24 protein-coding genes are annotated in these 25,785 nt (G+C 42.8%); 14 read left to right on the top strand and 10 right to left on the bottom strand.

Going from position 1 to position 25,785, the window contains the following annotated elements; translation table 11 throughout:
* Nucleotides 1-103: 103 nt before the first annotated feature.
* Nucleotides 104-1,330, bottom strand: a complete 1,227-nt coding sequence (locus D7V32_RS00820) for a YncE family protein (protein ID WP_120401025.1) — start codon at nt 1,328-1,330, stop codon at nt 104-106.
* A gap of 225 nt (nt 1,331-1,555) precedes the next feature.
* Between D7V32_RS00820 and D7V32_RS00815 the strand changes: the two genes are divergently transcribed.
* Together D7V32_RS00815 and lon are read left to right on the top strand one after the other, a co-directional pair.
* Nucleotides 1,556-2,152, top strand: coding sequence for a 5-formyltetrahydrofolate cyclo-ligase (locus D7V32_RS00815; protein WP_120401024.1), 597 nt, complete (start codon nt 1,556-1,558; stop codon nt 2,150-2,152).
* Between the two features lie 147 nt (nt 2,153-2,299).
* Nucleotides 2,300-4,726 (top strand): endopeptidase La, encoded by a 2,427-nt coding sequence (lon, locus tag D7V32_RS00810; protein WP_120401023.1) that lies wholly within the window; start codon nt 2,300-2,302, stop codon nt 4,724-4,726.
* Nucleotides 4,727-5,305: 579 nt separating this feature from the next.
* On the opposite strand, the gene D7V32_RS00805 is transcribed toward lon, so the two are convergent.
* Entirely contained in the window at nt 5,306-6,220 is a 915-nt protein-coding gene (locus tag D7V32_RS00805) for a M28 family peptidase (RefSeq protein ID WP_228200147.1), read from the bottom strand.
* A gap of 184 nt (nt 6,221-6,404) precedes the next feature.
* Here D7V32_RS00805 and rlmH point away from each other — a divergent pair, with 184 nt between their 5' ends.
* The 3 genes from rlmH to D7V32_RS00790 all read left to right on the top strand — a co-directional run bounded on the left by rlmH (nt 6,405) and on the right by D7V32_RS00790 (nt 8,832).
* Nucleotides 6,405-6,887 carry a 23S rRNA (pseudouridine(1915)-N(3))-methyltransferase RlmH gene (gene rlmH / locus D7V32_RS00800; protein ID WP_120401022.1) on the top strand — a complete coding sequence of 161 codons (483 nt, stop codon included), beginning with the start codon at nt 6,405-6,407 and terminating at the stop codon, nt 6,885-6,887.
* Nucleotides 6,888-6,960: 73 nt separating this feature from the next.
* The gene (locus D7V32_RS00795; RefSeq protein WP_120401021.1) at nt 6,961-7,743 is read left to right on the top strand and encodes a dioxygenase family protein; all 783 of its coding nucleotides are present in this window, start codon (nt 6,961-6,963) and stop codon (nt 7,741-7,743) included.
* 324 nt (nt 7,744-8,067) lie between these two features.
* Nucleotides 8,068-8,832 (top strand): META and DUF4377 domain-containing protein, encoded by a 765-nt coding sequence (locus D7V32_RS00790; protein ID WP_120401020.1) that lies wholly within the window; start codon nt 8,068-8,070, stop codon nt 8,830-8,832.
* Between the two features lie 61 nt (nt 8,833-8,893).
* On the opposite strand, the gene gdhA is transcribed toward D7V32_RS00790, so the two are convergent.
* The gene (gdhA, locus tag D7V32_RS00785; RefSeq protein ID WP_120401019.1) at nt 8,894-10,237 is read right to left on the bottom strand and encodes an NADP-specific glutamate dehydrogenase; all 1,344 of its coding nucleotides are present in this window, start codon (nt 10,235-10,237) and stop codon (nt 8,894-8,896) included.
* 333 nt (nt 10,238-10,570) lie between these two features.
* Between gdhA and D7V32_RS00780 the strand changes: the two genes are divergently transcribed.
* Both D7V32_RS00780 and nth read left to right on the top strand, forming a co-directional pair.
* Nucleotides 10,571-11,359, top strand: a complete 789-nt coding sequence (locus tag D7V32_RS00780) for an RnfABCDGE type electron transport complex subunit B (RefSeq protein ID WP_120401018.1) — start codon at nt 10,571-10,573, stop codon at nt 11,357-11,359.
* Between the two features lie 2 nt (nt 11,360-11,361).
* The gene (gene nth, locus D7V32_RS00775; RefSeq protein WP_120401017.1) at nt 11,362-12,051 is read left to right on the top strand and encodes an endonuclease III; all 690 of its coding nucleotides are present in this window, start codon (nt 11,362-11,364) and stop codon (nt 12,049-12,051) included.
* Between the two features lie 26 nt (nt 12,052-12,077).
* On the opposite strand, the gene D7V32_RS00770 is transcribed toward nth, so the two are convergent.
* The 4 genes from D7V32_RS00770 to D7V32_RS00755 form a co-directional block, all read right to left on the bottom strand.
* Complete coding sequence (locus tag D7V32_RS00770; protein WP_147394203.1) at nt 12,078-12,263, bottom strand: hypothetical protein; 186 nt, start codon at nt 12,261-12,263, stop codon at nt 12,078-12,080.
* A gap of 83 nt (nt 12,264-12,346) precedes the next feature.
* On the bottom strand, nt 12,347-13,006 hold the full coding sequence (gene adk, locus D7V32_RS00765; RefSeq protein WP_120401015.1) for an adenylate kinase: 660 nt from the start codon (nt 13,004-13,006) through the stop codon (nt 12,347-12,349).
* Nucleotides 13,007-13,081: 75 nt separating this feature from the next.
* Nucleotides 13,082-14,398: a hypothetical protein gene (locus D7V32_RS00760; RefSeq protein WP_120401014.1), complete on the bottom strand. Its 1,317-nt coding sequence runs from the start codon at nt 14,396-14,398 to the stop codon at nt 13,082-13,084.
* 63 nt (nt 14,399-14,461) lie between these two features.
* Entirely contained in the window at nt 14,462-14,980 is a 519-nt protein-coding gene (locus D7V32_RS00755) for a hypothetical protein (RefSeq protein WP_120401013.1), read from the bottom strand.
* Between the two features lie 235 nt (nt 14,981-15,215).
* Here D7V32_RS00755 and mrdA point away from each other — a divergent pair, with 235 nt between their 5' ends.
* From mrdA to D7V32_RS00735, 4 genes are all read left to right on the top strand, one after another.
* Entirely contained in the window at nt 15,216-17,237 is a 2,022-nt protein-coding gene (gene mrdA / locus D7V32_RS00750; RefSeq protein WP_120401012.1) for a penicillin-binding protein 2, read from the top strand.
* An 8-nt stretch (nt 17,238-17,245) separates the two neighbouring features.
* On the top strand, nt 17,246-17,800 hold the full coding sequence (gene rsmD / locus D7V32_RS00745) for a 16S rRNA (guanine(966)-N(2))-methyltransferase RsmD (protein WP_120401134.1): 555 nt from the start codon (nt 17,246-17,248) through the stop codon (nt 17,798-17,800).
* A gap of 184 nt (nt 17,801-17,984) precedes the next feature.
* On the top strand, nt 17,985-18,719 hold the full coding sequence (locus D7V32_RS00740) for a sulfite exporter TauE/SafE family protein (RefSeq protein WP_228200146.1): 735 nt from the start codon (nt 17,985-17,987) through the stop codon (nt 18,717-18,719).
* A 181-nt stretch (nt 18,720-18,900) separates the two neighbouring features.
* Nucleotides 18,901-19,233 carry a hypothetical protein gene (locus D7V32_RS00735; protein ID WP_120401011.1) on the top strand — a complete coding sequence of 111 codons (333 nt, stop codon included), beginning with the start codon at nt 18,901-18,903 and terminating at the stop codon, nt 19,231-19,233.
* Between the two features lie 67 nt (nt 19,234-19,300).
* Here the strand turns inward: D7V32_RS00735 and D7V32_RS00730 are convergent, their stop codons facing one another.
* On the bottom strand, nt 19,301-19,882 hold the full coding sequence (locus D7V32_RS00730) for a 1-acyl-sn-glycerol-3-phosphate acyltransferase (RefSeq protein ID WP_171407530.1): 582 nt from the start codon (nt 19,880-19,882) through the stop codon (nt 19,301-19,303).
* A 210-nt stretch (nt 19,883-20,092) separates the two neighbouring features.
* Between D7V32_RS00730 and D7V32_RS00725 the strand changes: the two genes are divergently transcribed.
* Nucleotides 20,093-20,569 (top strand): copper resistance protein NlpE, encoded by a 477-nt coding sequence (locus tag D7V32_RS00725; RefSeq protein ID WP_120401010.1) that lies wholly within the window; start codon nt 20,093-20,095, stop codon nt 20,567-20,569.
* A 141-nt stretch (nt 20,570-20,710) separates the two neighbouring features.
* Here D7V32_RS00725 and D7V32_RS00720 read toward each other — a convergent pair whose 3' ends face one another.
* The gene (locus D7V32_RS00720) at nt 20,711-21,754 is read right to left on the bottom strand and encodes a molecular chaperone DnaJ (RefSeq protein WP_120401009.1); all 1,044 of its coding nucleotides are present in this window, start codon (nt 21,752-21,754) and stop codon (nt 20,711-20,713) included.
* 205 nt (nt 21,755-21,959) lie between these two features.
* Here D7V32_RS00720 and D7V32_RS00715 point away from each other — a divergent pair, with 205 nt between their 5' ends.
* Complete coding sequence (locus D7V32_RS00715) at nt 21,960-22,493, top strand: hypothetical protein (RefSeq protein ID WP_120401008.1); 534 nt, start codon at nt 21,960-21,962, stop codon at nt 22,491-22,493.
* Between the two features lie 49 nt (nt 22,494-22,542).
* On the opposite strand, the gene D7V32_RS00710 is transcribed toward D7V32_RS00715, so the two are convergent.
* Nucleotides 22,543-24,216, bottom strand: a complete 1,674-nt coding sequence (locus D7V32_RS00710; RefSeq protein ID WP_120401007.1) for a sensor domain-containing diguanylate cyclase — start codon at nt 24,214-24,216, stop codon at nt 22,543-22,545.
* 583 nt (nt 24,217-24,799) lie between these two features.
* Here D7V32_RS00710 and D7V32_RS00705 point away from each other — a divergent pair.
* On the top strand, nt 24,800-25,747 hold the full coding sequence (locus D7V32_RS00705; protein ID WP_120401006.1) for a transporter substrate-binding domain-containing protein: 948 nt from the start codon (nt 24,800-24,802) through the stop codon (nt 25,745-25,747).
* Nucleotides 25,748-25,785: the final 38 nt, after the last annotated feature.

Genomic DNA, 25,785 nt, shown 5'->3' with positions numbered 1-25,785 from the left:
TTATTCTCAAATTACACAATGGAATCTGCCTGCAGCAGCCAAAACCCATTCACTGGAGCAGGCATTCAAAGCACTGTACCCAAATAAAAAACGAAAAATTATTTTAGTCAGTTGACCATCCAGCTGGCGCAAATCCTATGCGCACACGCTGCGGATGATTCCCTACAGGCACACTGAACTGCTTTTCACCCGTCTCAAAACTGATCACAGTCACAACATCATTGGCACTTTCAGAAATCACACAGCTTTTACCATCAGGACTTCGGGTTGCCCAATATGGCTTCCCTGCAGAAATGAGTTTCCCTGCAGCAAGCGTACTGCGGTTTACAATGGTCGCATAATCATCCATGGTTCCTGCAACACAAAGTTTTTCACCGTCTGCGCTGATGGACAAACCATGATGGCGTGAGTCATTGACCCACTTAGTGCGGTCAGAAGGAATACTGCTGCTGCCCGGCAACTGGCCAATACGCAAGATTTTGTCCTGATTCAAATCATACTCAATCAAGCCGTTAAAAAATGACACTTGCGCATAGATTTTGCTTTCATCTTTACTCAACACCATAGGCCGCACAGAGTCAGATAAATCTTTACGCCCAAATGCATCTAATGCAGGTCTAAAATCAATATTTTTCAATATTTTATAACTTTTCGCATCCGCTATAGTGAGATAACGCTTACCCTTGGTAAAATCTTGCCACTGCGCATCCATCGCAGTTTCAACATTGCCAATTGCAGAATTAAGAATTTTGCTGCCGCCAGCAAAGTAAATATTTTCATGCGGTTTATCACCCGTTGCAAAGCGGCCCAGCTCCTTACCTGTATTGATGTCCAAGACATGCACAACATTTCCCGAAGATGCAGAAACAGCCACTTGCTGCCCGTCTGGCGAAACCGCCATATGATCAGCACGGAATCCCTCCACAGGTGTGCGCCAATTGATTTTTCCTGTTGCAATATCAATGGACACCACATCTGCATAACTCGGACGCGATGCAACGACCGATTTACCGTCAGGCGTAGAATACATATCATCCACCAGCTGATCATTGCCTTCACCAGCAGTATTTCTGATATAGCTATAAGCAACCAGTTTCACTGGGTTTAAATAAATTTCTTTTAAGCGCTCCTTACGGTCGGGCACCATATTGATCACACCAATTTTGCCGTAATTGCCTGATGAGCGGATGACCGTTACTGTGCCATCCCAGTTATTGCCGACAAAGAATACCTGCTGGCTATTTGGCGGCGCTGCCATGCTGCTGCCTGCCGTACATAAAACGGCACACAGCCCCAGCAATTTTCCTGCTTTTCTTATCGTTCCTTTCATTTTTTACTCCGGCAATCTGCCATCTTTTCTTGTTTTATACTGTCCTTGCAGCAGACTTAATACATAAACACCCAAGCACAGCCTATATAAAATATACAAATGCAAATTAAACCGTCAAACTGCATTCCGACCAAATGCTGCTAAAAACGGCTGCCGCTTATGTGCTTTGCAACTGGAAAACAAAGCTTTAGACTGTAATGCAAACTAAGCCAGCAAACCTGCGACATGACTCTCTCAGCGCTTGAACTCACACAACTTCGTAAAAGCCTGCGCAAACAGCGCCGTCAAATTTCACGCTTTCAGCAGTGCCAATCAGAACAGGCCGTACTCAATCGGCTGATCCGCTTGCCGGAGTTTCAGCATGCACAGTATATTGGCCTTTATTTACATGCTTTTGGTGAAATACACACGGCAAAAATAATCCAGCGCTGCTTTGCCCTCGGTAAAACCGTTTATTTGCCCATGATCTGCAATATGAATCAGCGTCTGGTTTGGGCTGTGATTTCACCGCATCAATACCGCAGCAAACGGTTTGCACACCACCGTTTAGGCATGAAAGAACCCATGCATAACCGCGGCCTGCATGTCACAAAATTGGACCTGCTGCTGATGCCGCTCTTAGCCTGTGACCATCATGGCACCCGTTTAGGCATGGGCGGCGGCTACTATGACAAAACGCTTGCTTCAGCGCCGCAGCAGCCTTTCCGGCTAGGTCTTGCACACCAATTGCAGCTGCTTAAAGAAAAACTGCCGCGCCAGACTTGGGATCAGCCCTTGGATGCGCTGCTGACACCTCAGCAATATCTGCGTTTTAAGCGCTAAGTATTCTTTTTATGTAAATCGTAAATACCTTAAAAAATGTATTTACTCATTTTTCATACAATTTGTCTTGGCCTGCCCTTGTAATTTAAAAAATACCCATCACTATAAAAAATATGGCAACACCGTTGTCACTCATTAGGAGTGCCCATGTCTGAACTTATTATGAATGAAGAAAGCTTAGAACTTGAAGTTCCTAGCGTTTTACCGCTTTTAGCGCTGCGCGACGTGGTCGTTTACCCGCATATGCAAATTGCATTATTTGTTGGCCGCGAAAAATCCATCAATGCAGTAAATGTAGCTCGTAACAGTGACAATCTCGTATTTGTCGTTGCACAAAAAGATTCGCTTACAGAAGAAATTGATCACGAAAATTTATATCAATACGGTACTGTCGCGAAGATTGTGCAAGTTGTAAATCACGAAAATGATGAGAACTGCATTAAAGTCTTAATTGAAGGCTTGCACCGCTCTAAACTGGAAAAAATCATTGATGACAATGACTATTTAACCGCTGAGCACAGCTTAAGCCCAATGACAATCGACGCGGACGCAGATACACAGCAAAGCCGTGTTGAGGAACTGCGCACGCTGTTTGCTCAATATGCTGAGGCTAAACTGCGCAATGCACGTGAACTGATTGCAGCTGCCAATAAAATTGATGACTTGCTGCAATTATTGTTCTTTGTTGCGACACGTGTGCCGCTGAACATTGACGTGAAACAAAAATTCTTAGAGCACGATGCCTTTGAAGCGCATTTGCAAGAATTAATGACTTATTTATTGCAGCAGTCTGAAGAACAGCAGATTGAACAAACACTGCATGATTCTGTAAAACGTCAAATGGAAAAAAATCAGCGCGAATACTTCCTCAATGAAAAGATGAAGGTGATTCAGCGTGAACTTTCTGACATGAATGGCGGCGCAGAAGATGACGTTGCAGAAATTGAAAAGCGTTTGGCTGAAGCAGACTTGCCTGAACACGTCCGCAAGAAAGCTGAGAACGAGTTCCGTAAATTAAAAGCAATGCAGCCTGCGTCAAGCGAAGCTGCTGTTGTTCGCAACTATTTAGAGGTGATTTTAGATACACCTTGGAATAAAGCCAGCAAAGTCAGCATTAACTTGACCAAAGCGCAAGAGATTTTAGATGCAGACCACTACGGCCTAGACGATGTTAAAGACCGCATTGTGGAATACCTTGCAGTGCAGTCACGCGTGAAAAAATTACGCGGTCCGATTCTATGCTTAGTGGGTCCTCCAGGTGTTGGTAAAACCTCACTGGGTGAATCTGTAGCAAAAGCAACAGGCCGTGAGTTCGTCCGTATGGCGCTTGGCGGCGTGCGCGATGAAGCGGAAATCCGCGGTCACCGCCGTACATACATTGGTGCGATGCCAGGTAAAATTGTGCAGTCGTTGACAAAAGTCGGCGTGAAGAACCCATTGTTCTTACTCGACGAAATTGACAAAATGGCGCAAGACTACCGCGGCGACCCTGCTTCTGCACTGCTTGAAGTACTCGATCCATCACAGAACAACAAGTTTAATGATCATTATTTAGATCTTGATTTGGACTTATCTGAAGTGATGTTCATCTGTACAGCGAACAGCATGAATATTCCTGAAGCATTGCTGGACCGTATGGAAGTGATCCGTCTGCCGGGTTATACCGAAGATGAAAAAGTGAATATTGCTGAGCGTTACCTTGTTCCTAAAGCAATGAAGAACAATGGCCTGCGTGCAAAAGAGCTGACTGTTCATGAAGAAGCGATTCGCGACATCGTACAGCGTTATACACGTGAAGCCGGTGTGCGCAGCCTAGAGCGTGAAGTGTCTAAAATTGCACGTAAAGTGGTGAAAGAAGCGGTCAGCAAAAAAGCGAAGAACCTTCAGCTTGAAGTGACATCAAGCAACTTGCCTGACTACTTAGGCCCGCACAAATTTGATTTCGGCATGGCTGAAGAAGAAGCGCAAGTAGGCCGTGTAAATGGCTTGGCTTGGACTTCTGTCGGCGGTGAATTGCTGACCATTGAAGTTGCAGCTGTACCGGGTAAAGGTAAATTCATTACTACAGGTTCACTTGGCGATGTCATGAAAGAGTCAATCACAGCAGCAATGACTGTGGTGCGTACTCGTGCAGATGAGCTGGGTATTGAGGCATCCCGCTTTGAAGAAACCGATGTACACGTGCATTTGCCTGAAGGCGCGACACCAAAAGATGGCCCATCTGCAGGTTTAGCATTAACGTTAGCGCTGGTTTCTGCTTTCACTGAAATTGCCATTCGTCCTGACGTTGCTATGACAGGTGAAACAAGTTTAAGCGGCCGGGCAATGCGTATTGGCGGATTAAAAGAAAAACTTCTTGCAGCTCACCGCGGCGGCATTAAGCTGGTTTTCATTCCGCAAGACAACGTACGCGACTTGTCTGAAATTCCAGACAACGTGAAAGAAGGCTTAGAAATTAAAGCTGTGAAATCAATTGATGAAATTTTGCAGCTGGCTTTAACTTCACAACCAAAACCGCTTGTAAAAGCGCCAATTGTAAAAACTGCTGAAGAAGGTAAGGCCGCGCGTCACTAAGCGCCATCTTTAACCAATAAAAGAAGCCCTGTTTTTAAACAGGGCTTCTTTACAGCTGAAAAATACACGCTCAAATAAACACAATAATCATCAAACACTTTTAATATTCCTTCTCCTTTTCAAGGATGAGCGTTATTACGCGCAAGAGGGAGAAGTTTATATGAAAAAATTTCCTTCATTCTCTTGCGGAGCATGCTCCTCATCCCAGAGAGAAGGGACTTTCAGTATTCATATTAATACGAATTAATGACCATTTTTCGACCTACAAACAATATCTATTTGTACAGCTTCTCTCAATCTTTTAAAAAATCTAAGCATATGAAAATAAATATTTATTTTTAATAAAAATACACTATTTAAGAAAAATGGCGTATTTACTCTAAAAAAAACTTGAAATACACTGCATATCCCCCATATATAAATAGAGAATACATACGCGCTGTATGTTTCTTTTTCACTGGATTATTAATCCAAATGGTTTCCTGCATCTCCAGGCGGGGAACCTTTTACCGCAGTCCAAAGGCTTTCAGGACTGCGTTTTTTATTTTGAACCTGAACCAAACTAAAGCAGTTACCGCATTAATTGGTGAATAACACGTCTACCAAACCATTCACTGCCTGCCCCATTTTCACTGTATCTAAAAAGTCCAAACTGTCCTGACCTGTTTCAATCCGCTTATTTCGGTACGCGCCTGTATCTGTAATCGTGATTGCCGGAATGTCATATTTCCAATAATGCATATGATCTGAAAAATCCAGCTCCTGTACAAAACTCGGTGCAATAATTCTTTCGCATTGCAGCTGATTTTGTTTCCGTATCGCCATGCAATAGGCATAGGTCAAATCACGTGACTGTAAATTGCCGACAGCCGCAATAAAATTGCCATGTGCTGGATAAATCCATTTCAGCCCAGAAGGATACTGCTGCACTTCATTTTGGTCATAATAGCCAATCATATCCATGATATATACAGCGGCAATATTTACTTTTTGCTTAGATAGCCCTTTTGCATGTATAAAACTGCCCATATTTTCAGTACCTAAGTACGGCGGCGCTGCCAATGTATAAAATACAAAATCAATATTGCGCTTTAAGCTGGCTTTATCCATAGCAGCGATACGGGCCGTTTCAATTACCCCAGCCGCGCCAGATGCATTGCTGTCAGCGCCTGTACTGCCTTTTTCAGCATCATAATGCGCCCCGACAATCACCCGCTCTTTATGCCCTGTATTTAGAGAACAGACTACATTTCTATATGGCAGATTATTAACGCTAAAGTTTTGATAATGGCATGGCACACCAAAAAGACGCATTTGTTCACGTATCCATGCAGATACACGGTTCAGCTCCTGTATATTTTCCGCATGCCTTCCTGCGCCAGCGCCAATCAGCTGCTCCATATAAATCATCAGATTTTTACTGTCTGCAGGCGCTGCTGCCTGAATGCTACAAACACTGCCTGCGGCAAAGCATATCGTGAAAATTTTCATCATGCTTTGGCTCAAAGCAGCTGGTCTTATTGTCATTGTTATTTGCCCGCCCATATATTCGCTGCAGTTGTTATATGGATATTAAATCAACAATGGCGGAATCAATTCAATTGCAAATTGTGTCCAAAATTAGCAATGTTCAGTTTCATCGCTATAATAATGCTTTCCTGTTGTTGCGCTGTTTGTTATGAAAATTCGTATTCTGACCATTGGTCAAAAAATGCCGGCTTGGGTACTGACTGGTTTTGAAGATTATTTCAAACGTATTCAACCTTTTGTCCAAACGCAAATCATTGAATTGCCAATGGCGAAACGCGGAAAGAACGACTCAGAAGCAGATATTTTGAAATACCGCCAAGTTGAAGGCGACAGTATTTTAAATGCGATGAAGCAAAATGAAGTACTCATTGCGCTGGAAGTTGGCGGTAAAGAATTCAGTACTGAAAAATTGGCTGAAACGATGAAAGGCTGGATGCTGGAAGGCAATGATATTGTACTTGCAATTGGCGGCCCAGACGGCCACTCTGAAGCCGTCCGTAAAGCTGCGGCTTGGCATTGGTCTTTATCTAAACTGACTCTGCCGCATCCTATGGTTCGCGTGATGCTGATTGAACAGCTGTACCGCGCAATGAGTATTAACAACAACCATCCCTACCATCGTGCAGGCTGATGACTAACAGTAAGGGACGATATTTACTGTCCCTTAGAACTCTCCCTTTTTTTAGTTAAATTCAGGTTTATACATGACTGCCGCACTGCAAACTCTCCCGGGCCTCTTTATCTCTCATGGTTCCCCCATGCTAGCGATAAACCCTGAGCAAATTGGTCCTGCATTGCTGCGTCTTGCAGCAAACCTGCCGACCCCCAAAGCAATTATCGTAATGTCCGCACACTGGGAAAGCCATGCGCTTGAAGTTAATACTGGAACGCGTCCAGAAACTTGGCATGACTTCCGCGGCTTTCCCCAAGAACTTTATGACATTCGCTACCCTGCACCAGGCCACCCTGAATTGGCAGAGAATATTTTACAGCGCCTTGCCAATGCTGGATTCAGTGCTCATGCCAATAGCAACCGACCGCATGATCATGGTGTTTGGATGCCTTTGCTTCATATGTATCCTGATGCAGATATTCCTGTGATCGATATTTCTTTGCCCATGAATATGAGCGCTGAAGAGATTTATAAAATTGGTGAAGCGCTTGCGCCTTTACGCGCTGAACAAATTCTATTGATCGGCTCTGGCAGCATTACCCACAACCTGCGTGAAATTCAATGGCATGCTGCCAACACTCCAGTACCTAAATGGTGTTCAAGCTTCCGTAATTATGTGGTCAGCAAATTGCATCATAATGACTTTGATGCGGTTTTAGACTGGGAAAACATTCCTCATGTAACACGTAACCATCCAACGCTGGAACATTTTGCGCCGCTGTTTTTCGCAATGGGCACAGGCCCGCGTTTCAACATTGTGCACCATAGTTATTCCATGGGCGCTTTAGGCCGCGATATTTACCGTTTTGATTAAACTCCGCTTTGCCCCTCATCTTTATTTTGTATACAGTCTAGAGTTCAAGCTGAAAAAGGGTGAAGTCATCATTTGAAAGATTTCACTCTCAAAATCAAGCGCCTGCACAGCAGACAGAACGGCTTCAGTTCTGCATGGAAGCCTAAAGATTAAATTTCCGCCAAGCAAATCAGCTAATGCATAATTTATATTCATATAACAGCAAATAAGTATCTATAGATACATATTGATACCGAATAGCGCTGAATGTATTCATTATTTTAGCAAGTGAATGCGTTATTCTAGTAACTGTTATCGACTATCAGCTATTTGACGAATCAGAACATGAAATTAAAATTTTTAGCAATTGCCCTTTTCCCTCTTGCTCTTGGCGCTTGTCAATCAAATGATATTCAAAAGGCAGGAGACATTGCCGTGTCTATTTTACAGCAGCAAAACCCATCTAAAACTTTAGCATCTTATACATGGAGCACAGATACTGGCGCGCCAAAACCGCTTGTTTTGAACTTTGATGCAAATGGCAATATTCACGTATCTACAAGCTGTAACGGTATGAACAGCTCATGGAAAGCCAATTCAAATCTTCTGGAAACAGGCAGCTTTGCCATGACCATGATGGCTTGCTCAGAAAATGCGATGCAGCAAGAAAATGTTGCTAAGTCTATTTTTCTTTCAGGCAAAACACCTTTTGTGCTGAATCTCGACAATCCAGATGCACCGACGTTAACATTAACGGCAAGTGATGCTAAGCAATATATATTTACAGGCAAAATGACGCCAGAAAATAAATACCAAACTGAAGGTGAAACGATTTTCCTAGAAATTTCACCTCAAACTAAACAATGCACAGGCGTAGCCCCGCAAACATGCTTACAGGTACGCGAAATTAAATATGCTGAAAATGGCGTAAAAACTCAAGTTGATAAAGATTGGACTTTATTCTACAGCGGCATTGAAGGCTTTACACACAACCCGGCAGAACGTCAAGTTGTGCGCATTAAGCGTTATGAAATTAAAAATCCAGCTGCAGATCAGTCAAAATATGCTTATGTACAGGATATGATTATTGAACGTGAAACCGTTAAATAAAATTGTATTCCAATAAAAAACCGAGGCTATAGCCTCGGTTTTTTATTTACTCTAATTTTACTTAGAATACACCTTGAGCACGCATTGCATCAGCAACTTTTACGAAGCCAGCAATGTTTGCGCCATTTACGTAATTTACAGTACCGTCTTCTTGTGTACCGTATTTCACGCAGTTGCGGTGAATTTCTTTCATAATCGCATGCAAACGCTCATCAACTTCTTCAAACGTCCAGCCTAAACGGATTGCGTTTTGAGACATTTCAAGACCAGAAGTTGCAACACCGCCAGCATTTGACGCTTTACCTGGCGCATAAAGGATTTTTGCTTCAATGAATTTTTCAACAGCATCTAAAGTAGATGGCATGTTTGCGCCTTCAGCTACGCAGATTACGCCATTGGCAATAAGCGTTGCTGCATCATCGCCATTTAACTCATTTTGAGTTGCGCATGGTAATGCGATATCACATTTGATACCCCAAGGGCACTTGCCTTCTAAATATTCAAAACCATGTTTAGAAGCAAACTCTGAAATACGGCCGCGTTTTACATTTTTAAGTTCCATCACTTCACATAGAAGTTCAGTAGTGAAACCGTCTTTCACGTAAACTGTGCCATTCGAGTCAGAAAGTGAAACTACTTTCGCACCCAAATACATTGCTTTTTCAGCAGCAAATTGAGCAACGTTGCCAGAACCGGAAATTGTCACAACTTTGTCTTTGAAGCTCTCACCGCGGGTCTTGAGCATTTCCTCAGCGAAATACACAGTACCGAAGCCAGTCGCTTCTGGACGCGCTAAAGAGCCGCCAAAAGATAAGCCTTTGCCCGTAAATACACTTGAAGTGTCATTACTAAGCTTCTTCATCATGCCAGCCATATAGCCAACTTCACGGCCGCCTACACCAATATCTCCAGCAGGGATGTCAGTGTTAGAGCCTAAGTGACGGTACAGCTCAATCATTAACGCTTGGCAGAAACGCATGATTTCACCTTCAGATTTGCCTTTAGGGTCAAAATCCGAACCGCCTTTACCGCCGCCCATAGGCAGCGTTGTTAAGGCATTTTTAAAAGTCTGTTCGAAACCTAAGAATTTAAGAATTGAAAGGTTTACAGATGGATGGAAACGCATACCGCCTTTGAAAGGACCAATTGCCGAGTTGTATTGAACACGGAAAGCGCGGTTTACGTGAGTTTGACCTTTGTCATCTACCCATGAAACACGGAATTGAATCGCACGTTCTGGCTCGACTAGACGTTCTAGCAAACCATGGTCAGCATATTGCGGGTTCTTTTCAATGAATGGCCAAAGGCTGGTCATTACTTCTTCAACAGCTTGAAGAAATTCTGGTTGATGAGCATCACGTGATTTTACGTAATCTAGGAAGTCGTTAAGGCTGTTGTATTTCAACGCTTAATCCTCAGCAGAAATGGATCAAAATTGGTCAAAATTTCAATCAATGATATATTTTGGCGCAAAACATTAAATATCTTTTGTAACTATTCAGCAATAGTTTTTTAAAAAAACTTTAATATTTAATGATAAACAAGGATTTATTTTAACTTCTTAGTCTTTTTTGTTATAAATAAAATAACTTTTAATAATAAATCAATGTCAGTTTTTGCCCATTTTTAATGCGTATTTAGGTTCATTTTTGCGCACAGGAAATCCAAATAAAAACATGCTAATATGCTGCATTCTGATCTATTGCTTCAGCTGTCCTTTCAGTTCCCTCGGTTATACATGAATATTCAAATTTCCCTAATCCAAAAAATTGACGCTTTATTGCCGCAGACACAATGCGGACTATGCGGGCACCGCGACGGCTGCTTGCCCTATGCGAAGTCAATTGCGGAAGGTGAAGAGGCCAATAAATGCGTGCCAGGCGGACAGCCCGTAGCTGACGCTCTAGCAGAGCTGCTGAACCGCTCAAAGCTGCCTGCCGAAGAAAGCGTCTGGCCCATTCAAAATGATGGCCGCCCGCAGCGCATGAAAGCCATCATCCGTGAAGATGAATGTATCGGCTGCACTAAATGCATCAGCGCCTGCCCTGTCGATGCGATTATCGGATCAGGCAAATTGATGCATACCATTTTGACTGATCTTTGCACGGGCTGTGAGCTTTGCATACCGCCTTGTCCAGTAGACTGTATTGACTTAGTTGAAGACCTGCAGGCCATTCCTGATCAACAAGCGCGGATTGATGAACAGGATGACTTGCGTTCACGTTACTATGCACATATTCAGCGTGAAGAAAAGCGCCGTGTTCACCGCAAAGGGCCTATCGTCCGCGCTGAAATCGATACCGAATTATTCGCACAGTTTGCATCTCAAACAGACAACGTTCCCGATATTCAGCTCATGCATAAAGAGGCCCCGCCTGTACTAGATGCAAAGACAACCATTGAACTGGCAAAACTTCGGGTGCAGATTAAAAAACTAGAAAAACAGCTGTCCGTCCGAGAAGATGAGAAAAAGCGTCTGCTGCTGGAACAGCTCAGCCTGCAGCTCATACAGCTGCAAGGAGCTTAAGCATGGCCGTTAAAAATATGACTAAAAAGCAAATCCAAACGTTTTTTGAGCGTTTGCGTGAGCAGCGTCCAAACCCAAAAACAGAGCTGAACTACGCCAGTCCTTTTGAACTGCTGGTTGCTGTTACCCTGTCTGCTCAAGCAACCGACGTTAGCGTCAATAAAGCCACAGATAAGCTGTTCCCTGTTGCCAACACTCCTGAAGCGATTTATGCGCTGGGCGTAGACGGCTTAAAAGAATATATTAAGACCATTGGGTTATATAATTCAAAAGCAGAAAATGTTATTAAAGCCTGCAAGATGCTTATAGAGAAGCACAACAGTATCGTTCCAAATAACCGTGCAGATTTGGAAGCCTTACCCGGTGTCGGCCGCAAAACTGCAAATGTGGTGCTTAATACCGCTTTTGGCCAGCCGACCATGGCCGTCGATACGCATATCTTCCGCTTAGGCAACCGCACTGGACTTGCAGTAGGTAAAAACGTGCTGGAAGTCGAACACCGTCTCGTAAAAGTTATTCCTAAAGAGTTTATCGTTGACTCTCACCACTGGCTTATCCTGCATGGCCGTTACTGCTGTATTGCACGCAAACCTAAGTGCAATGAATGCATTGTATCTGATGTATGCAACTGGCCAGACCGTTTTGAGTTTGGCGCACCGCGCAGCATTCCTGTAAAAAATTTAGAGGCCTAGGCCTCTATTTTGCAGCATCACTGCAATTAATCCTCTTTAGCATCATCCTTTTGCTGTTGCTGCAGCTTCGGATGCAGGCGATATTCAGGTTTTTGACGCTGTTTATTTTCCTGCTCCATAGAAGTCCTTAACAGCTTATAGCTCATCCATAGCAAGCCCAGCAGCAATGCAGCTGCTGCCAGCATGGCTAAAATCACCAAAATCGGCTGCATATCATTTCCTTCATTCAGGCACATAAAAAAAGAGCCCTAATATGACTTAGGGCCCTTTGATTGTCAAAACTCACAAAAGCTGTTTATTTTGACTGATCTAAAATTGCAAACAAATCTGCTTGAACTTCTTCGATTGGACGCAAGCCATTCAGCTTGTTATACGTTGGCGCATTTTCACCAGAAGCCGCACGGCCTTGGTAGAAACCGACCAATTGCTCAGTTTCAGTGTGGTAAGAACCTAGACGCTTACGGATCGTTGCTTCTTCGTCATCTGGGCGCTGAACAAGGTCTTCACCCGTTTCATCATCTTTACCTTCCACTTTTGGCGGATTGTAAACAATGTGGTAAACACGGCCAGATGCAGGATGCTGGCGGCGGCCAGAAAGGCGCTGAACGATTTCTTCATCAGCAACATCAATTTCAATTACGTGATCAATGTTGATGCCTTCCGCTTCCAAAGCTTCTGCTTGAGGAATCGTGCGCGGGAAGCCGTCAAAAATACAGCCATTTACGCAGTCAGGCTGAGCAATACGCTCTTTCACTAGACCAATGATTAATTCATCAGAAACCAAACCGCCGCTTTCCATGACGCTCTTAGCTTTAAGACCTAATTCAGTTCCTTCACGAATTGCAGCACGGAGCATATCACCGGTTGAAATTTGTGGGACATTGTAGCGCTTACAGATCAGCTGAGCTTGTGTACCTTTACCTGCTCCAGGTGGTCCGAGTAAAATAATGCGCATAAATAAACATCCTCATTTAAAACAATTTGTATGACGCCACGACCACAGTAATTGACTGTGTCCCCCGGCATCTCATTATAAGAAAGCCACGAACAAATGTATTGTACCAGCAAAGAAACCCGTGACGCCGCCCAGTACAATCAGAATCCATTCGTCTTCCTGAAATGCAGGACGTAACAGATTTTGAAATTCTTTAGGCGTTAACTCACGAATACGATCTTTGAACATTTGAAAGATTTTCTGTGCACGGCTCGCATTAAAAGCAGGGTCGCATACAGGCACCATCGTAATTTCTATTGAGCGGTCAATCAAGTCCGTCTTGAGTTTTGCGTACTCTTTTGGCCCTAAAGAAAGCTGTAATGACGTTCGAACCAGCGGTGTTTCCATAATTTCATTAATATGGCGCTTCACAATACGGCGGGTTTTTTCCTTTTTGGTGCCGTACATCATTTCCGTCATAATAGATTTCAATGTGATCAGCTCTTCAGTCACTACACTGGCAAATACATCTGAAACCTCTTCCTGACGTTTCATAAATGCGCCCTGAATATTATAGGTGCCAATGCGCGGAATAACCGGTTTAACCCATGGAAATTTACGGTCTTGCGTCAAGGCAAAAAACTGCGGATAGCGTATATAGTGCGGTTCTACAGGGTTAAAGACCATCCAGATCGCAATCCAGTTTGTGAGGAAGCCCCAAATGGCTGCCCAAAACGGAACGGTCCAGTGCCAAGGCACTAAGAACCAAACGATCATTTGGAAAATACCGAAGAACATGCCGATCAGCGCGCTGATATGCCAAATAAAATTGATCTCTTTTTGACCAACCTTTAGAAACATCCGCACCATGAGACGGCGGTCACCTTCCATTTGACGCACTACCATTTCACGCATGTTCACCAGTGACTCTACATTCATGGTCAGTTCGGTCACGAGTTCCTTTAAAATACCCGGCAATTGCTTATGCGCTTGGGCATAAATACGGCGTTTAATCGAATATGGCAGGTTTTCCCACAGCACGGCATTGCGGTCAATCATCACCTCATCAATTAAATGCTCCAGCTCAAAACCGACCTGCTCGCCGATAATACACGCCATATCCTCAGGATCCATTGCATTTAAGAACTCTTGCAAAGAACCCAATTTAGATAATGTATTGTCAGTAATAATGCCCGAAATGCGCCCTGCTTTACGCGGCACAATACCTTGCCAGCCTACCGGCAGCGGACCCAAATGGAAGCCCCAAAAGTTAATTGGGTAAAACACCATTTTCAGCGCCATCCATACATGCGCCCATGTTACGAATGCTGTAACCGGAATAATGCTCAGCACGGCCCAAAAATCTGGTCGCAGTGTAAAAGTTAGCCATAATCCGCTCACGTACTCAAGCATGCATAATTTCCATATTTAATTTTATTCAATGAATTCTAAAGAGATCACTTGGAAGGATTGTCACTATAAACCAATACTTAAAGTATAGGAGAATTGTAGCTGCGGTTCGGTTTCTTCTGCAATCGTGCCGTCACGATGTTTCAGCTCTTCACCTGCGCCAAGGCCAATACTGAATGTGCTGATCCGCTCACGGCTCATCATGACATATGATAAATCAACACCGCCGCCTAAACGGCTTTCATATTCGCCATCTACAGATTTGCTGTCCAAATGCCCTGCATAAACGCCAATGTAATAGCCATTTTTATCTTTGCCTGTGAAATGCACAGGATAACGAAAACCAAGCTGCCCGCCCGGCGTATGGTCGCCATTTAAAAATACACCGCCCTTTACATAGGCAATGCCATAGGGATTTACCCATTCAGCATTTAAATGCACCATTTTTTGAGTGAAACCGGCCCCTAAATTCCAAGCTGATGCTTGGTTATCTGTCAGCTTTGCTTCTGGCAAATAGCCGCTGTCTTGCGCATAAGCTGCATTCGCTGCAATTACACACAACATAAAAGAACAAAATTTGTTCATTATTTTCACCATCTTCCTTAATTATATTTTTAGAACGGCCCTATTTTTATGTGTTTTTGACTTTATCAGAATTATTCAGCTGCATATATACTGCACTGAGGTTTTTTATTGTCTGTAAAGTCAAAGTTTAAACGGACTCTGTCAAAGCGTGAGTTTTTGTTTATCTAAAAAATGACTTTTGCGTTAGAATGTTGCTCTTAATTTCCGTCCAGATTTTCAGTAAAGCCTATCGCGTATGAAGCAGCACTTTCCTCTAAAAAATGTTCAGCAAGAAAAGCGCATTTACCGCAATCGAGTTCTTATCTCTATAGGTATTGTGACGTTCTTTATGCTGCTGCTGGTTTCGCGCTATGCCTATCTGCAAATTACCAGTTTTGAAGAGTTTTCTACAGCATCTGACCAAAACCGCATACGCCTGCAGCCTTTAGCGCCGGCTCGCGGCTATATCTATGACCGCAACGGCGTGCTGCTAGCAGATAACTATCCAGTATTTTCTGCCACCATGAGCCGTGCAGATATTGAAGACATCGATGATACTGTGGAACGCCTGATTCCAGTTTTAAGTTTGGCTGACGAAGATATCGAACGTTTTAAAAGCCGTATTAAAACATCTAAAAAAACTGAACGCGTTGCTTTAAAGCTGAATCTGAACGAAACGGAAATTGCTAAGTTCAGTGAAGTTAAATACCAATTCCCTGGCGTGAACATTGAAACGCAAATGACGCGCTATTATCCCCACGGTGAACTGTTTGCGCATGTAATTGGCTATGTTGGCCGTATTAATGACAAAGAATTAAAAAGCATTGATAAAGACTTATACGCTGGCACAAACCTGATTGGTAAAATCGGGGTTGAAAAGTCTTATGAAGAGCTGCTGCATGGTTCTCCCGGCAATGAGTCTGTGGAAGCAGATGCGCATGGCAATGTTTTGCGTCATTTAGGCCGTAAAGATCCTATTCGCGGCAATGATTTGTTTCTGTCTTTAGATTATGGCTTGCAAACCGTGGCTTCGGAACAGCTGGCAGGCCGCCGCGGCGCTATTATTGCCATGGACCCGCGTACGGGTGAAATTCTATCTTTGGTATCTAGCCCCAGCTTTAATCCTAACCTTTTTGTTACCGGCATCAGCACTAAAAACTATAGTGCTCTGCGTGACAATTTAGATCAGCCTTTATATAACCGTGCAGTACAAGGTTCTTATCCGCCAGGTTCAACCATTAAGCCCATGTTTGGCTTGGGCGGCATTCATCATGGTCTAGTCGATTGGGGAACAGCGATTTCTGATCCCGGCTATTTTACCCTGCCAGGCGACAGCCACCGCTTCCGTGACCATAAAAAGTCTGGCCATGGCGCAGTGAATATGCATAAAGCCCAAATCGTTTCATGTGATACATATTTTTATGTTCTGTCTTACCGCATGGGTATTGAACGTATGAATACATGGATGCGCCAATTTGGTTTTGGTTCAAAAACTGGCGTAGATTTACCAAGTGAAAGCGAAGGCCTCTATCCTAGTCCTGAATGGAAAATGCGTACCCGAAATACCAAATGGCTCAAAGGTGAAACAATTTCTGTGAGTATTGGACAAGGCGCATTTACCGCTACACCGCTGCAGCTGGCTCTAGCCACAGCTATTACGGCAAACTTTGGTGACCATGTTACACCGCACGTACTGCGTGACAGTAAAGGCGCGAAAGTCCACACGGTACACAATGCGCCTGACGGTAAAATTGAATTTAACGGAAAGCAGGAAGACTGGGTCAAAATGCGCGACGCAATGGTTGATGTCGTTGAATCTGGTACAGGCCGCGGCATACGAACCCCGCTTTACCATATTGCAGGTAAAACAGGTACTGCACAGGTTAAAAGTATTGCTCAAGGCAAACGTTATAATGAAGCTTTACTGACTGACCGCCAGCTGGATCATGGTTTATTTGTTGGCTTTGCGCCTGCAGAGAATCCTGAAATTGTCATCGCTGTTGTCTGGGAAAACGGCCGTCATGGCGGTTCTGCCGCACAGCTTGCCCGCCCTATTTTTGACTATTGGCTGCTGCAGCGTAAGAAAAATCCAATCCGTCCAGCAAACCATCAAATCAGCGGCGGTTTAATGACTGCAGGCATCAAGCCCGGTGAGCTGCCAAGCGGCAGCAGCATACTGTCTGCAGACCCAAATGCCAATCCAAACACCGCTGCAACAGCAGCTCAGCCAGTAAATAGAACAGCCCAAGCACCGGCTGCCAATACCAGCGAAGAATGAGAGCAACCATGAAAAATCAACTGCGTATTATTGGCGGAGAATGGAAACGCCGTCAGCTGCCATTTGCATCGATTGACGGTTTGCGTCCAACGCCAGACCGTGTCAGAGAAACTTTATTTAACTGGCTGATGTGGGATGTACAGAATGCCGATGTTCTAGATCTTTGCACAGGTTCAGGCGCTCTGTCATTTGAAGCGCTGTCCCGCGGCGCAAAAAGTGTCGTTATGATTGAACCTGACCGCAATCAAGTACAATTTTTGACACAGAACTTAGAGCTTTTACGTGTGACCAAATCTCAAGCGCAGCTTAAAGCCTCTACCGCACAGCAAGTATTGCCCACGCTGAAACAGCAATTTGATTTAGTCTTTTTAGATCCGCCCTACAGCTTAGATTTATGGCAAGACTTAGCCGCATCGGCTGATCCTCTGATTAAAGATCAAGGACTGATTTATGTAGAGGCAGACCGCGATTTAAGTCAGCTCAATTTGCCTGCATCATGGGAGCAGATTAAAGAAACTAAAGCAGGTACTGTCCGTGCAGGTTTATATAAAAAATCGGCATAACAGTTCTACACAGCTGCTCAATCACTCAATAAAAGGCACCTCATGTGTCTTTTATTTTTCCAATCATAGCCGTTATTCAATATTTAAGACTTATCTCTGTACTTTAAAATAAATACAGCAGAAGAAAGTGCCCGCAGCTCACATGAGTTGTCTAAAATACGGCAACTCTGCTTTTTTCTGACATATGACGACTTGGCTCATTTTTATACTTGGCGCGATGGCTGCAGGTTTTGTACAAGGCCTGACAGGTTTTGCTTTCGCACTCATTGCAATGTCCTTCTGGGTATGGGTCTTACCCCCGCAATTGGCGGCGCCGCTGGTGGTCTTTGCCTCTGTATGGAGTCATATGATTTCTTTAGCAAATGAACAAAAACACCGGCTGTCAAAAAAACTTGTTCTTCCTTATATTATTGCGGGTCTGATTGGTGTACCGCTCGGAACATATTTGCTTCAAATGATTCAGCCCGATACGTTTAAAATCATACTTGGAGTTTTTCTCATATTATGGTGCCCAGTCCTGCTGTTCAGCCCGCAGCTGCAGCGTGTTCAACAGTCTGGAAAATGGGCTGACAGCACGATTGGATTTTTAGGCGGGATTTTGGGCGGCTTAGGCGGATTTTGCGGCGCTTTACCTTCGGCATGGGTGATGCTAAAAAACCTTAGCAAATCTGAACAGCGCTATATTTTACGGCATTTTAATTTTGCCATTCAGCTTTTTACCCTCATGGCTTATTTTGCTCAATCTACAATAAAAACAGTGCATTTGCCCTATATGGGCGTATTGCTGCTGTCCGTCAGCCTGCCTGCGATACTGGGAGCAAAGCTGTTTTATAAAATTTCAGAGCGCCAATTTAAACATGGTGTTTTAAGCCTATTATTTATATCAGGCTGTTTGATCTTAGCAACAGCCCTGCTGTAGCGCTCAGCTGATCATCATGCGTTTCTGCCATTATGTGCACTACAATATTACTAATAAATGCTTATTCCGTCATATCCAAAGCAATGAGAAGGTTTTATTTTACATTTGGTAAACATACTGTGAATATTCACATTTTTATTTATACAATATCACTCCCCCCAATATTGTGCAGTCCTACCTGATGAGAAACCTTGCGATTTTAAGCCTAACCGCCCTTTTGAGCGGCTGCATATTTGGCAGTTCTGGTGAAATACGCAAAGCAGAAAAGCTTTTAGCTCAGTTTAAATGCGCCAATATTGAAAGTTCTCAAATGTCTCATAGTTCAATCACCAGCTTTCATGAACAAAAATTAAGCTCAAGTAAACAAAAAGCATTATCTTATATAGAAAGCTATAAAGCTGGCGATGCCTTATTTGACCTTCCGCTAGACCAAGTCATAGAACAGCAATTTAATATTTATAAAGCATCCTGCCAAAATCTGGGCGGCATTCCGCGCTCAGAAACTGCCGAATAAATACAGCCTTATCTCAACCTTAGTTTAAGCCCCAAAAAAAACAGGATGAGAATCCTGTTTTTTAAACTTAACCGTTATAGCGTAAATCTACACTGAACTGTTCAGGAAATTTTGCACTGATACTTGCATAAAAGGCCATAATTTCAGCCATATCTTTTTCATAGTCCCCTGTAGGATATACAATTTTTCCTACACCCGTTTTTTTCTTCGCATAATCCATATATGCCAATGCAATAGGCACACCTGCTGTAACAGCAACGTGGTAGAACCCAGTTTTCCATTTTTCCTGTTTGGCGCGCGTACCTTCAGGCGTAACCAGCATAACCAGTTTATCATGCGTCTTAAATAAATCTGACATGACTTGAACCATGCTTAAACGCTCTTCGCTTGCCTGTTTGGGTCTGCGGTCAATTCCAATTCCCCCCATTGCACGGACAAATGGGCCAAAAGGAAGTTTCATATAACTGTCTTTAATTGTAATTCGGACATTTACACCTAAAGCTTTTAACGCTAAACGCGCATACAGTGCATCCCAGTTACTGGTATGAGGCGCTGCAATCATCACGCATTGATCTAAATCTAATGGCCAATGATTATCAATTTCCCAACCCATTGCATGCAAACTGCTTTCTGCTAATTTTTCAAACACGTTAAACGCTCAACCCATTTTGTGAGGCATTGATTGTACTGATGTTGCCAAAATTAGAAAGCCGAACTTGATTAATAAAACACCAATTAAAAGACAACCGTTAAACCTCTCTGATTATTTTTCATTTATGCCCTTGAGCTTCAAGATCACCATATATGTTCTGAAATTGATCTATTATTTTTAAGCTAAATTCTTACAGCGGTACACCATATGAAAAAAATAATCGTTCTCACAGCGATGTCTGTTTTAGCCTTAAGCGCCTGCAGTAAAAATAATCCAGCACCTGAAACTGAAAATTCTCCTGTATCAGCCGCGCCAGCCTCATCGGCTCAAGAAACAGCACAGCCCACTGGCGATACAGCAGAATCTTCTTTAGATTGGGCAGGTGAATATGAAGGTATTTTCCCTTGCGCTGACTGCGAAGGCATTGAAGTTGAATTAAAGTTAAAACCTGACTATAGCTATGAATTATCAGAAAAATATTTAGGGAAAGGCTCTGAAAACAAGTTTAAAACAACTGGCTCATTCAGTTTTGATACCCATAACTCCTCTGTGATTACACTCGATCAAAATGCTGAAAAACGTAAATTCTTTATTGGTGAAAACTTTGCAGAAGCTCGTGATAAAGAAACAGGCCAAGCAATTGAAACCACTTTAAATTACAAGCTGTCCAAGTCTATTGACTAATAGCTTAAGCTCTTCATTCAATACAAAACATCCCCGCATTTGCAGGGATTTTTTGTTGAGTTCAAATATCTCAGCACTGCATTATTTAGCGCTCAACACATCAAAAAAACTTGCGTGTCAGCCTGCAGCACAGCGCTGCGCTTATAAAATCCCGCGCTCCAGCAGCATCTCAAGCCCGCTCACTTTCCTCATATAATTAAAGCGTTCTTGCTCCCATTTCAGCTGTTCTTTTAACGCTGCCGCTTCTGTATCAATAACCTGATATACATCTTTCACCTGCATATTTTTAGGTTTGGGGTTTTCACTCCAATGTAAAGTATCGGTAATATCGTTTATCTGGCTGGCTAAATTTTGGCTTTGAGATTCAAGCGCCATTTTATAAAACTTGATATGCTCATCTGTTAATGCTTTAGGAGTTTTACCTTTATTGGTGTCCAGCTGTAACTGCAATTTCAGTAAATAAAATAAATCCTGCTGCTGATAAGCTTGATTCACAACTTGCAGCAGCTCATTTTTCTCTGCTTTTTTAGTTTCATCAAGTTCACGGTCTGGGTGAATCGCTGCTGTAATTTTTAAATATACCGTTTTCAGCGACTGCTCTGCTTGCTTCTGCGCTTGTTCACGCTTTTGCTGTAACCGTTTACGTTGATGCGCAGCTTTTTGTGCTTGAAATTGTTCGCTGTCCCATTCCTCATATTCAGTTTGAGTTTTATCTTCTGGTTCTATCCGTTCCTGAGTTAAATCATCCGCTGCTTGCGGCTGACTGAATGCAGCAGACTTTGCTTTTTTACGCTGATGAGCATAATGCTGCAGATAAAAAGCGGTGACTTCACCGACTAAAACCTGCTGCGGCTGATTTAAATTTTTAGACTTCTTTAAAGTTTGCGCAAGTTTATACAGCTTATAATCTATTGACTGCATATCCGCTTTAGAAAAGCTTTGCTGCTGCAAATGCGTCCAAAGCTGTTCAAGCTGCTGAAACCAAATGAGATATAACTGCGCGTAAATTGGTATAAGTTTAAACTGAATATAACTTTGAATATCTGTTTGAGCATTTTTCCAAAGCTGTAAATTTTGTTTTTGCTGCTCAATACACTCAATCAACTGATTTAACTTTTTATGCTGCGCAGATAATCCATCCTTTGCCGATGCAGGGAGTAAACTTATTTTTAAATCAAAAGACATAGCGGCGATAAGAAATTAAATTTCTGAAAGTTTAGCAACTTTTCGTACATAAAGTACTTTTCTCTAATTTAAGCATGAAAAGCTTTTTCAAACTTAAATCATAAAAACGGGCGACACAGCTCGTAAGCCTATCTTAAATGTTCGATTCAGCCTAGACTGCATCTTATACAGTGAACTCAACTCATGATAAAAATAGAGTAAAAATATGCCTTTAACAGAAGCCAATTTAATTTTTAATCAAGAGCTCGCAGCATGGGTACAAGCCGTTGGCTCAGTGATTGCAATTTTTGTTGCTGTGGCCATTCCGCTTTATTTTGATCGTAAACAGCGCTTAAATGCCTTGCAGGCAGAAGAAAATCAGCGCCAAAAGTTTTTGATTACTTTACTGCCAACCTTGTACCGGCTGCGTGACAGCACCTGCCATTTTTTACATGAATTTCAACAGCAAACTCAGCAAGAAATGAATGCAATTCAAAGTCTGGAATCAGACTATTTAAAACTGGTTCCAGTTTTTGCCAAAGAATTACATATTTTTGTCCATAGCAATATTTATGACGAGCAGCTGAATCAGCTTGCATTTGAGCTTTTTCATTCCGAAGAAATTATTTCCAGTTATTTAAAAAAACATTCCCAGCAGCTATGGCCTGATTTACAAAAGAAACTCACTCAACATGCCGCGCGTATTGAACAGCTCACAACCTGTATTATTCATAAGACAGAACAGCACTATTCTGCATGATGACTAAATTGACAATAAAAAACCTTTAAAAAAAGAATCCTCGATTTATTTATTCCTTGGAAGCCACAACCCTATTTCGGCCCTGCTCTTTCGCCCGATATAAATTTTGATCTGCACGGCGGATAGCCTCATTTGCAGTCTGATCCGCCGGCAATACCGCGCTGACACCGATACTCACTGTAATTGCATAATGCTCAATAATTTTTTCATTTTCGATACGGCAGCGAATTTTTTCGGCCAGCAGTAATGCGCCATCCAGTGCTGTCACTGGCAGCAGTACAATAAATTCTTCACCGCCAAAACGCGCTACAAAATCTGTAGAACGCACTTCCGCTGCCAATAGGCTGGCAACACTTTGCAGCACATGGTCGCCCATTTCATGCCCAAAACTGTCATTCACTTTTTTAAAAAAATCGACATCCATAAGCAGGATTGCATAAGGCTGCTGCTGGCGCTGAAACTGTTCAAATAAATAAGCCTGATAATCATTGAATGCACGGCGGTTATGCAAACCTGTCAACCCATCATAATGCGCTAATTTTTCCAGCTCTAAATTGGCTTCTTTAAGCGCTGCTGTACGCTCCTGTACTTTTTGCTCCAGTGTCGTATTAGCTTCTTGCAGCTGATGTTTCTGGGACAGCAGTGTAGTGGTCATGCTGTTCAACGACCGCGACAGTCCTTGAATCTCTCTGATACTGGTCTTTGCTTCAAAATGAACATCATCTTGACCTCTTTCCACCGAATAAGCGCGCTGAGCAAGCTCTTCAATCGGACGGCTAAAACGGTTTGCTAAACGGTAAGTAATAATCAGCATAAATAAAGCCACGACAAAACCAATCAGAGCGATTTGCTTCTGTGTCGCGCGAACATTGGCCAAAGCCGCAGATACTGGCTGACGGATAATCACGTGCCAGCCTAAACTCATTTTCGTATCAGATATAACAGGAACATCCGTCGTTAAATAGTCTACGCCTTCATGCCAATCATCGATGAAATAGGTTTTTGATGCGGTTTTATTTTCAGGCAATGTGACCTGACCAATACTTTTATATGGATATAAAATTTCGCTTTTGCTGTTTGCAATAAAGACTTCTATGCCTTTTTCAGCTGCATCTTCCGGCAATGCGCTTTGCATGACTTGACTTGCCCAGCTCCAGTCTGCATGAGCAGCTAAAACGCCTCGCAATTGTTTACTTTTCGCGTCATAAATTGGCGTTGCAAAATCAATAAAGCGCATAGGTTCATTCGGGTTAATCGCTTTAAGTTTTTTCGCCAGCAGCACAGCTTCATGCACATCGCCCAAATAAACCCGCTTTAAGCCTTCCTTAAACCACGGCCGTGAAGAAACATCTGCGCCCTGGAGCATGCCGTCTGCGGCCACAGTGACCTCTCCCTGAGGATTGGCAATGCCTAGCCATGCATAATATTTATAGGACTGCTTCACCTGATCCAGCTTTAACTGTATTTGCTCATCTTTAAAATCAGTTTCCATAAAAAATGGCGACTCACTCAGCAGCAGCATTTCCCGTTCACGTTCAGTCAGCGAATTTGCCAATGTCGTACTGATGCCTTTCGCCACTAAATTCAATGTTTGAGCGCTGGCTGCAGTCATTTGTGCAGAAGCCTTATAGCCGATATAGAGTGTGATGCATAAGCCCAGAATAAACGCCAAGCCCGCAAATAAAATAAGTAAGCGGTTGCGGAAACTATCAATGTTCAGCATTCTGAGCAGCTCCTGCACTCAAGTAATTGATTTTAGTTTAACAATATAGCAGAAATCGAAAAATTAACGTGCTTGCGCTCTTTCACTTATCTGCTTTACATCCTTTCTGACCTTATAAATAATTCATGAGGAAAAGACTAAATCCTAATACTTTGGTCTAGATAAATTCCCCTGCTGCATGCATGTACAGCCAATACTGCAGCGCTAAAAATTTAAAAATAAATCATTATTTCTCATCTATTTTATTCATATTTTCACTATTTTTTCGCTGTTATAAACCGCTGCAGACTGATATTCCAGAACATTATAAATTGTATTCCCAAATTTACGTTTTTTCTAATTGGCATATTTATTGCTCTGCTCCCCGCTCACATTTTTTTTCAAAAATATCTTAAATCCTAAAGAGTTACTGTTAACAATTCCGTAAACAATTCTGCTTGAGCTGATGCTCAAATCTCGCTTAAGATGATTTACAGTATGTTTTACATACATAAGAAAACAGCAGCATTTACAAAAAAACGGATTTAGATAGCTTTATCAAAACTGCAGCAAACAATACATCATATAAAAAGGAGTTTTACACATGACACAAAAACGTACGCTGACAGCACTCTTCTGCGCAAGTTCAATCATGCTTGGCCTAACTGCCTGCGGCGGCAACAAAGCGCCATCTGCTGAACAAAGCGCCAGCAGCGATACATCTGCTTCTAGCTCGGGCACTTTAGATAAAATTAAAAAGTCAGGCACAGTCGTACTTGGCTACCGCGATTCTTCTATTCCATTTTCATATATTGCAGACAATCCCAATCAGCCTGTTGGCTATGCGCATGACTTGCAAATGAAAGTGGTTGAAGCATTGAAAAAAGAGCTGAATATGCCGGATTTAAAAGTCCGTTATAACTTAGTCACCAGTCAAAACCGTATTCCGCTCGTGTCCAACGGCACAGTAGACTTGGAATGCGGTTCGACAACCAACAATAAAGAACGTCAGCAGCAAGTGGACTTCTCTGTCGGTTTCTTTGAGGTTGGTTCACGCTTATTAACCGCAAAAGACTCTGGCATTAAAGATTTTGCCGACCTTAAAGGCAAAAAGCTGGTAACCACTGCCGGTACGACCTCTGAACGCTATATCCGCCAGCATGAAAAAGAGCTGGGTATTGGTGAAATTATTTCTGCAAAAGACCATGCCGAATCATTCCTGATGCTGCAGAACGGCCGTGCCGCTGCATTTATGATGGATGACATTCTGCTTGCTGGAGAAAAATCAAAAGCCAATGATCAAAACAAATGGGAAATTGTTGGGACAGCGCCTATTCATGAGATCTATGGCTGCATGATGCGCAAAGGCGACACTGGCTTTAAACAAGTGGTCGACAATGCCATTAAAACAACTTACAGCTCTGGTGACATCAATGCCATTTATGACAAATGGTTTAAAGCGCCTATTCCGCCTAAAAATATTAACTTGAACTTTGAAATGTCTGACCAGCTGAAACAGCTGATCAGCAACCCGCATGACCGCGATGCATAAACCCTAAACACCCTGAACTTGCCTCTGTGCCAGTCTTA

Source organism: Acinetobacter tianfuensis (assembly GCF_003611465.1).
In the GTDB taxonomy this organism is placed as follows: domain Bacteria; phylum Pseudomonadota; class Gammaproteobacteria; order Pseudomonadales; family Moraxellaceae; genus Acinetobacter; species Acinetobacter tianfuensis.
The sequence above is the reverse complement of the archived record's forward strand: the minus strand, read 5'-3'. Positions and strand labels throughout refer to the sequence as shown.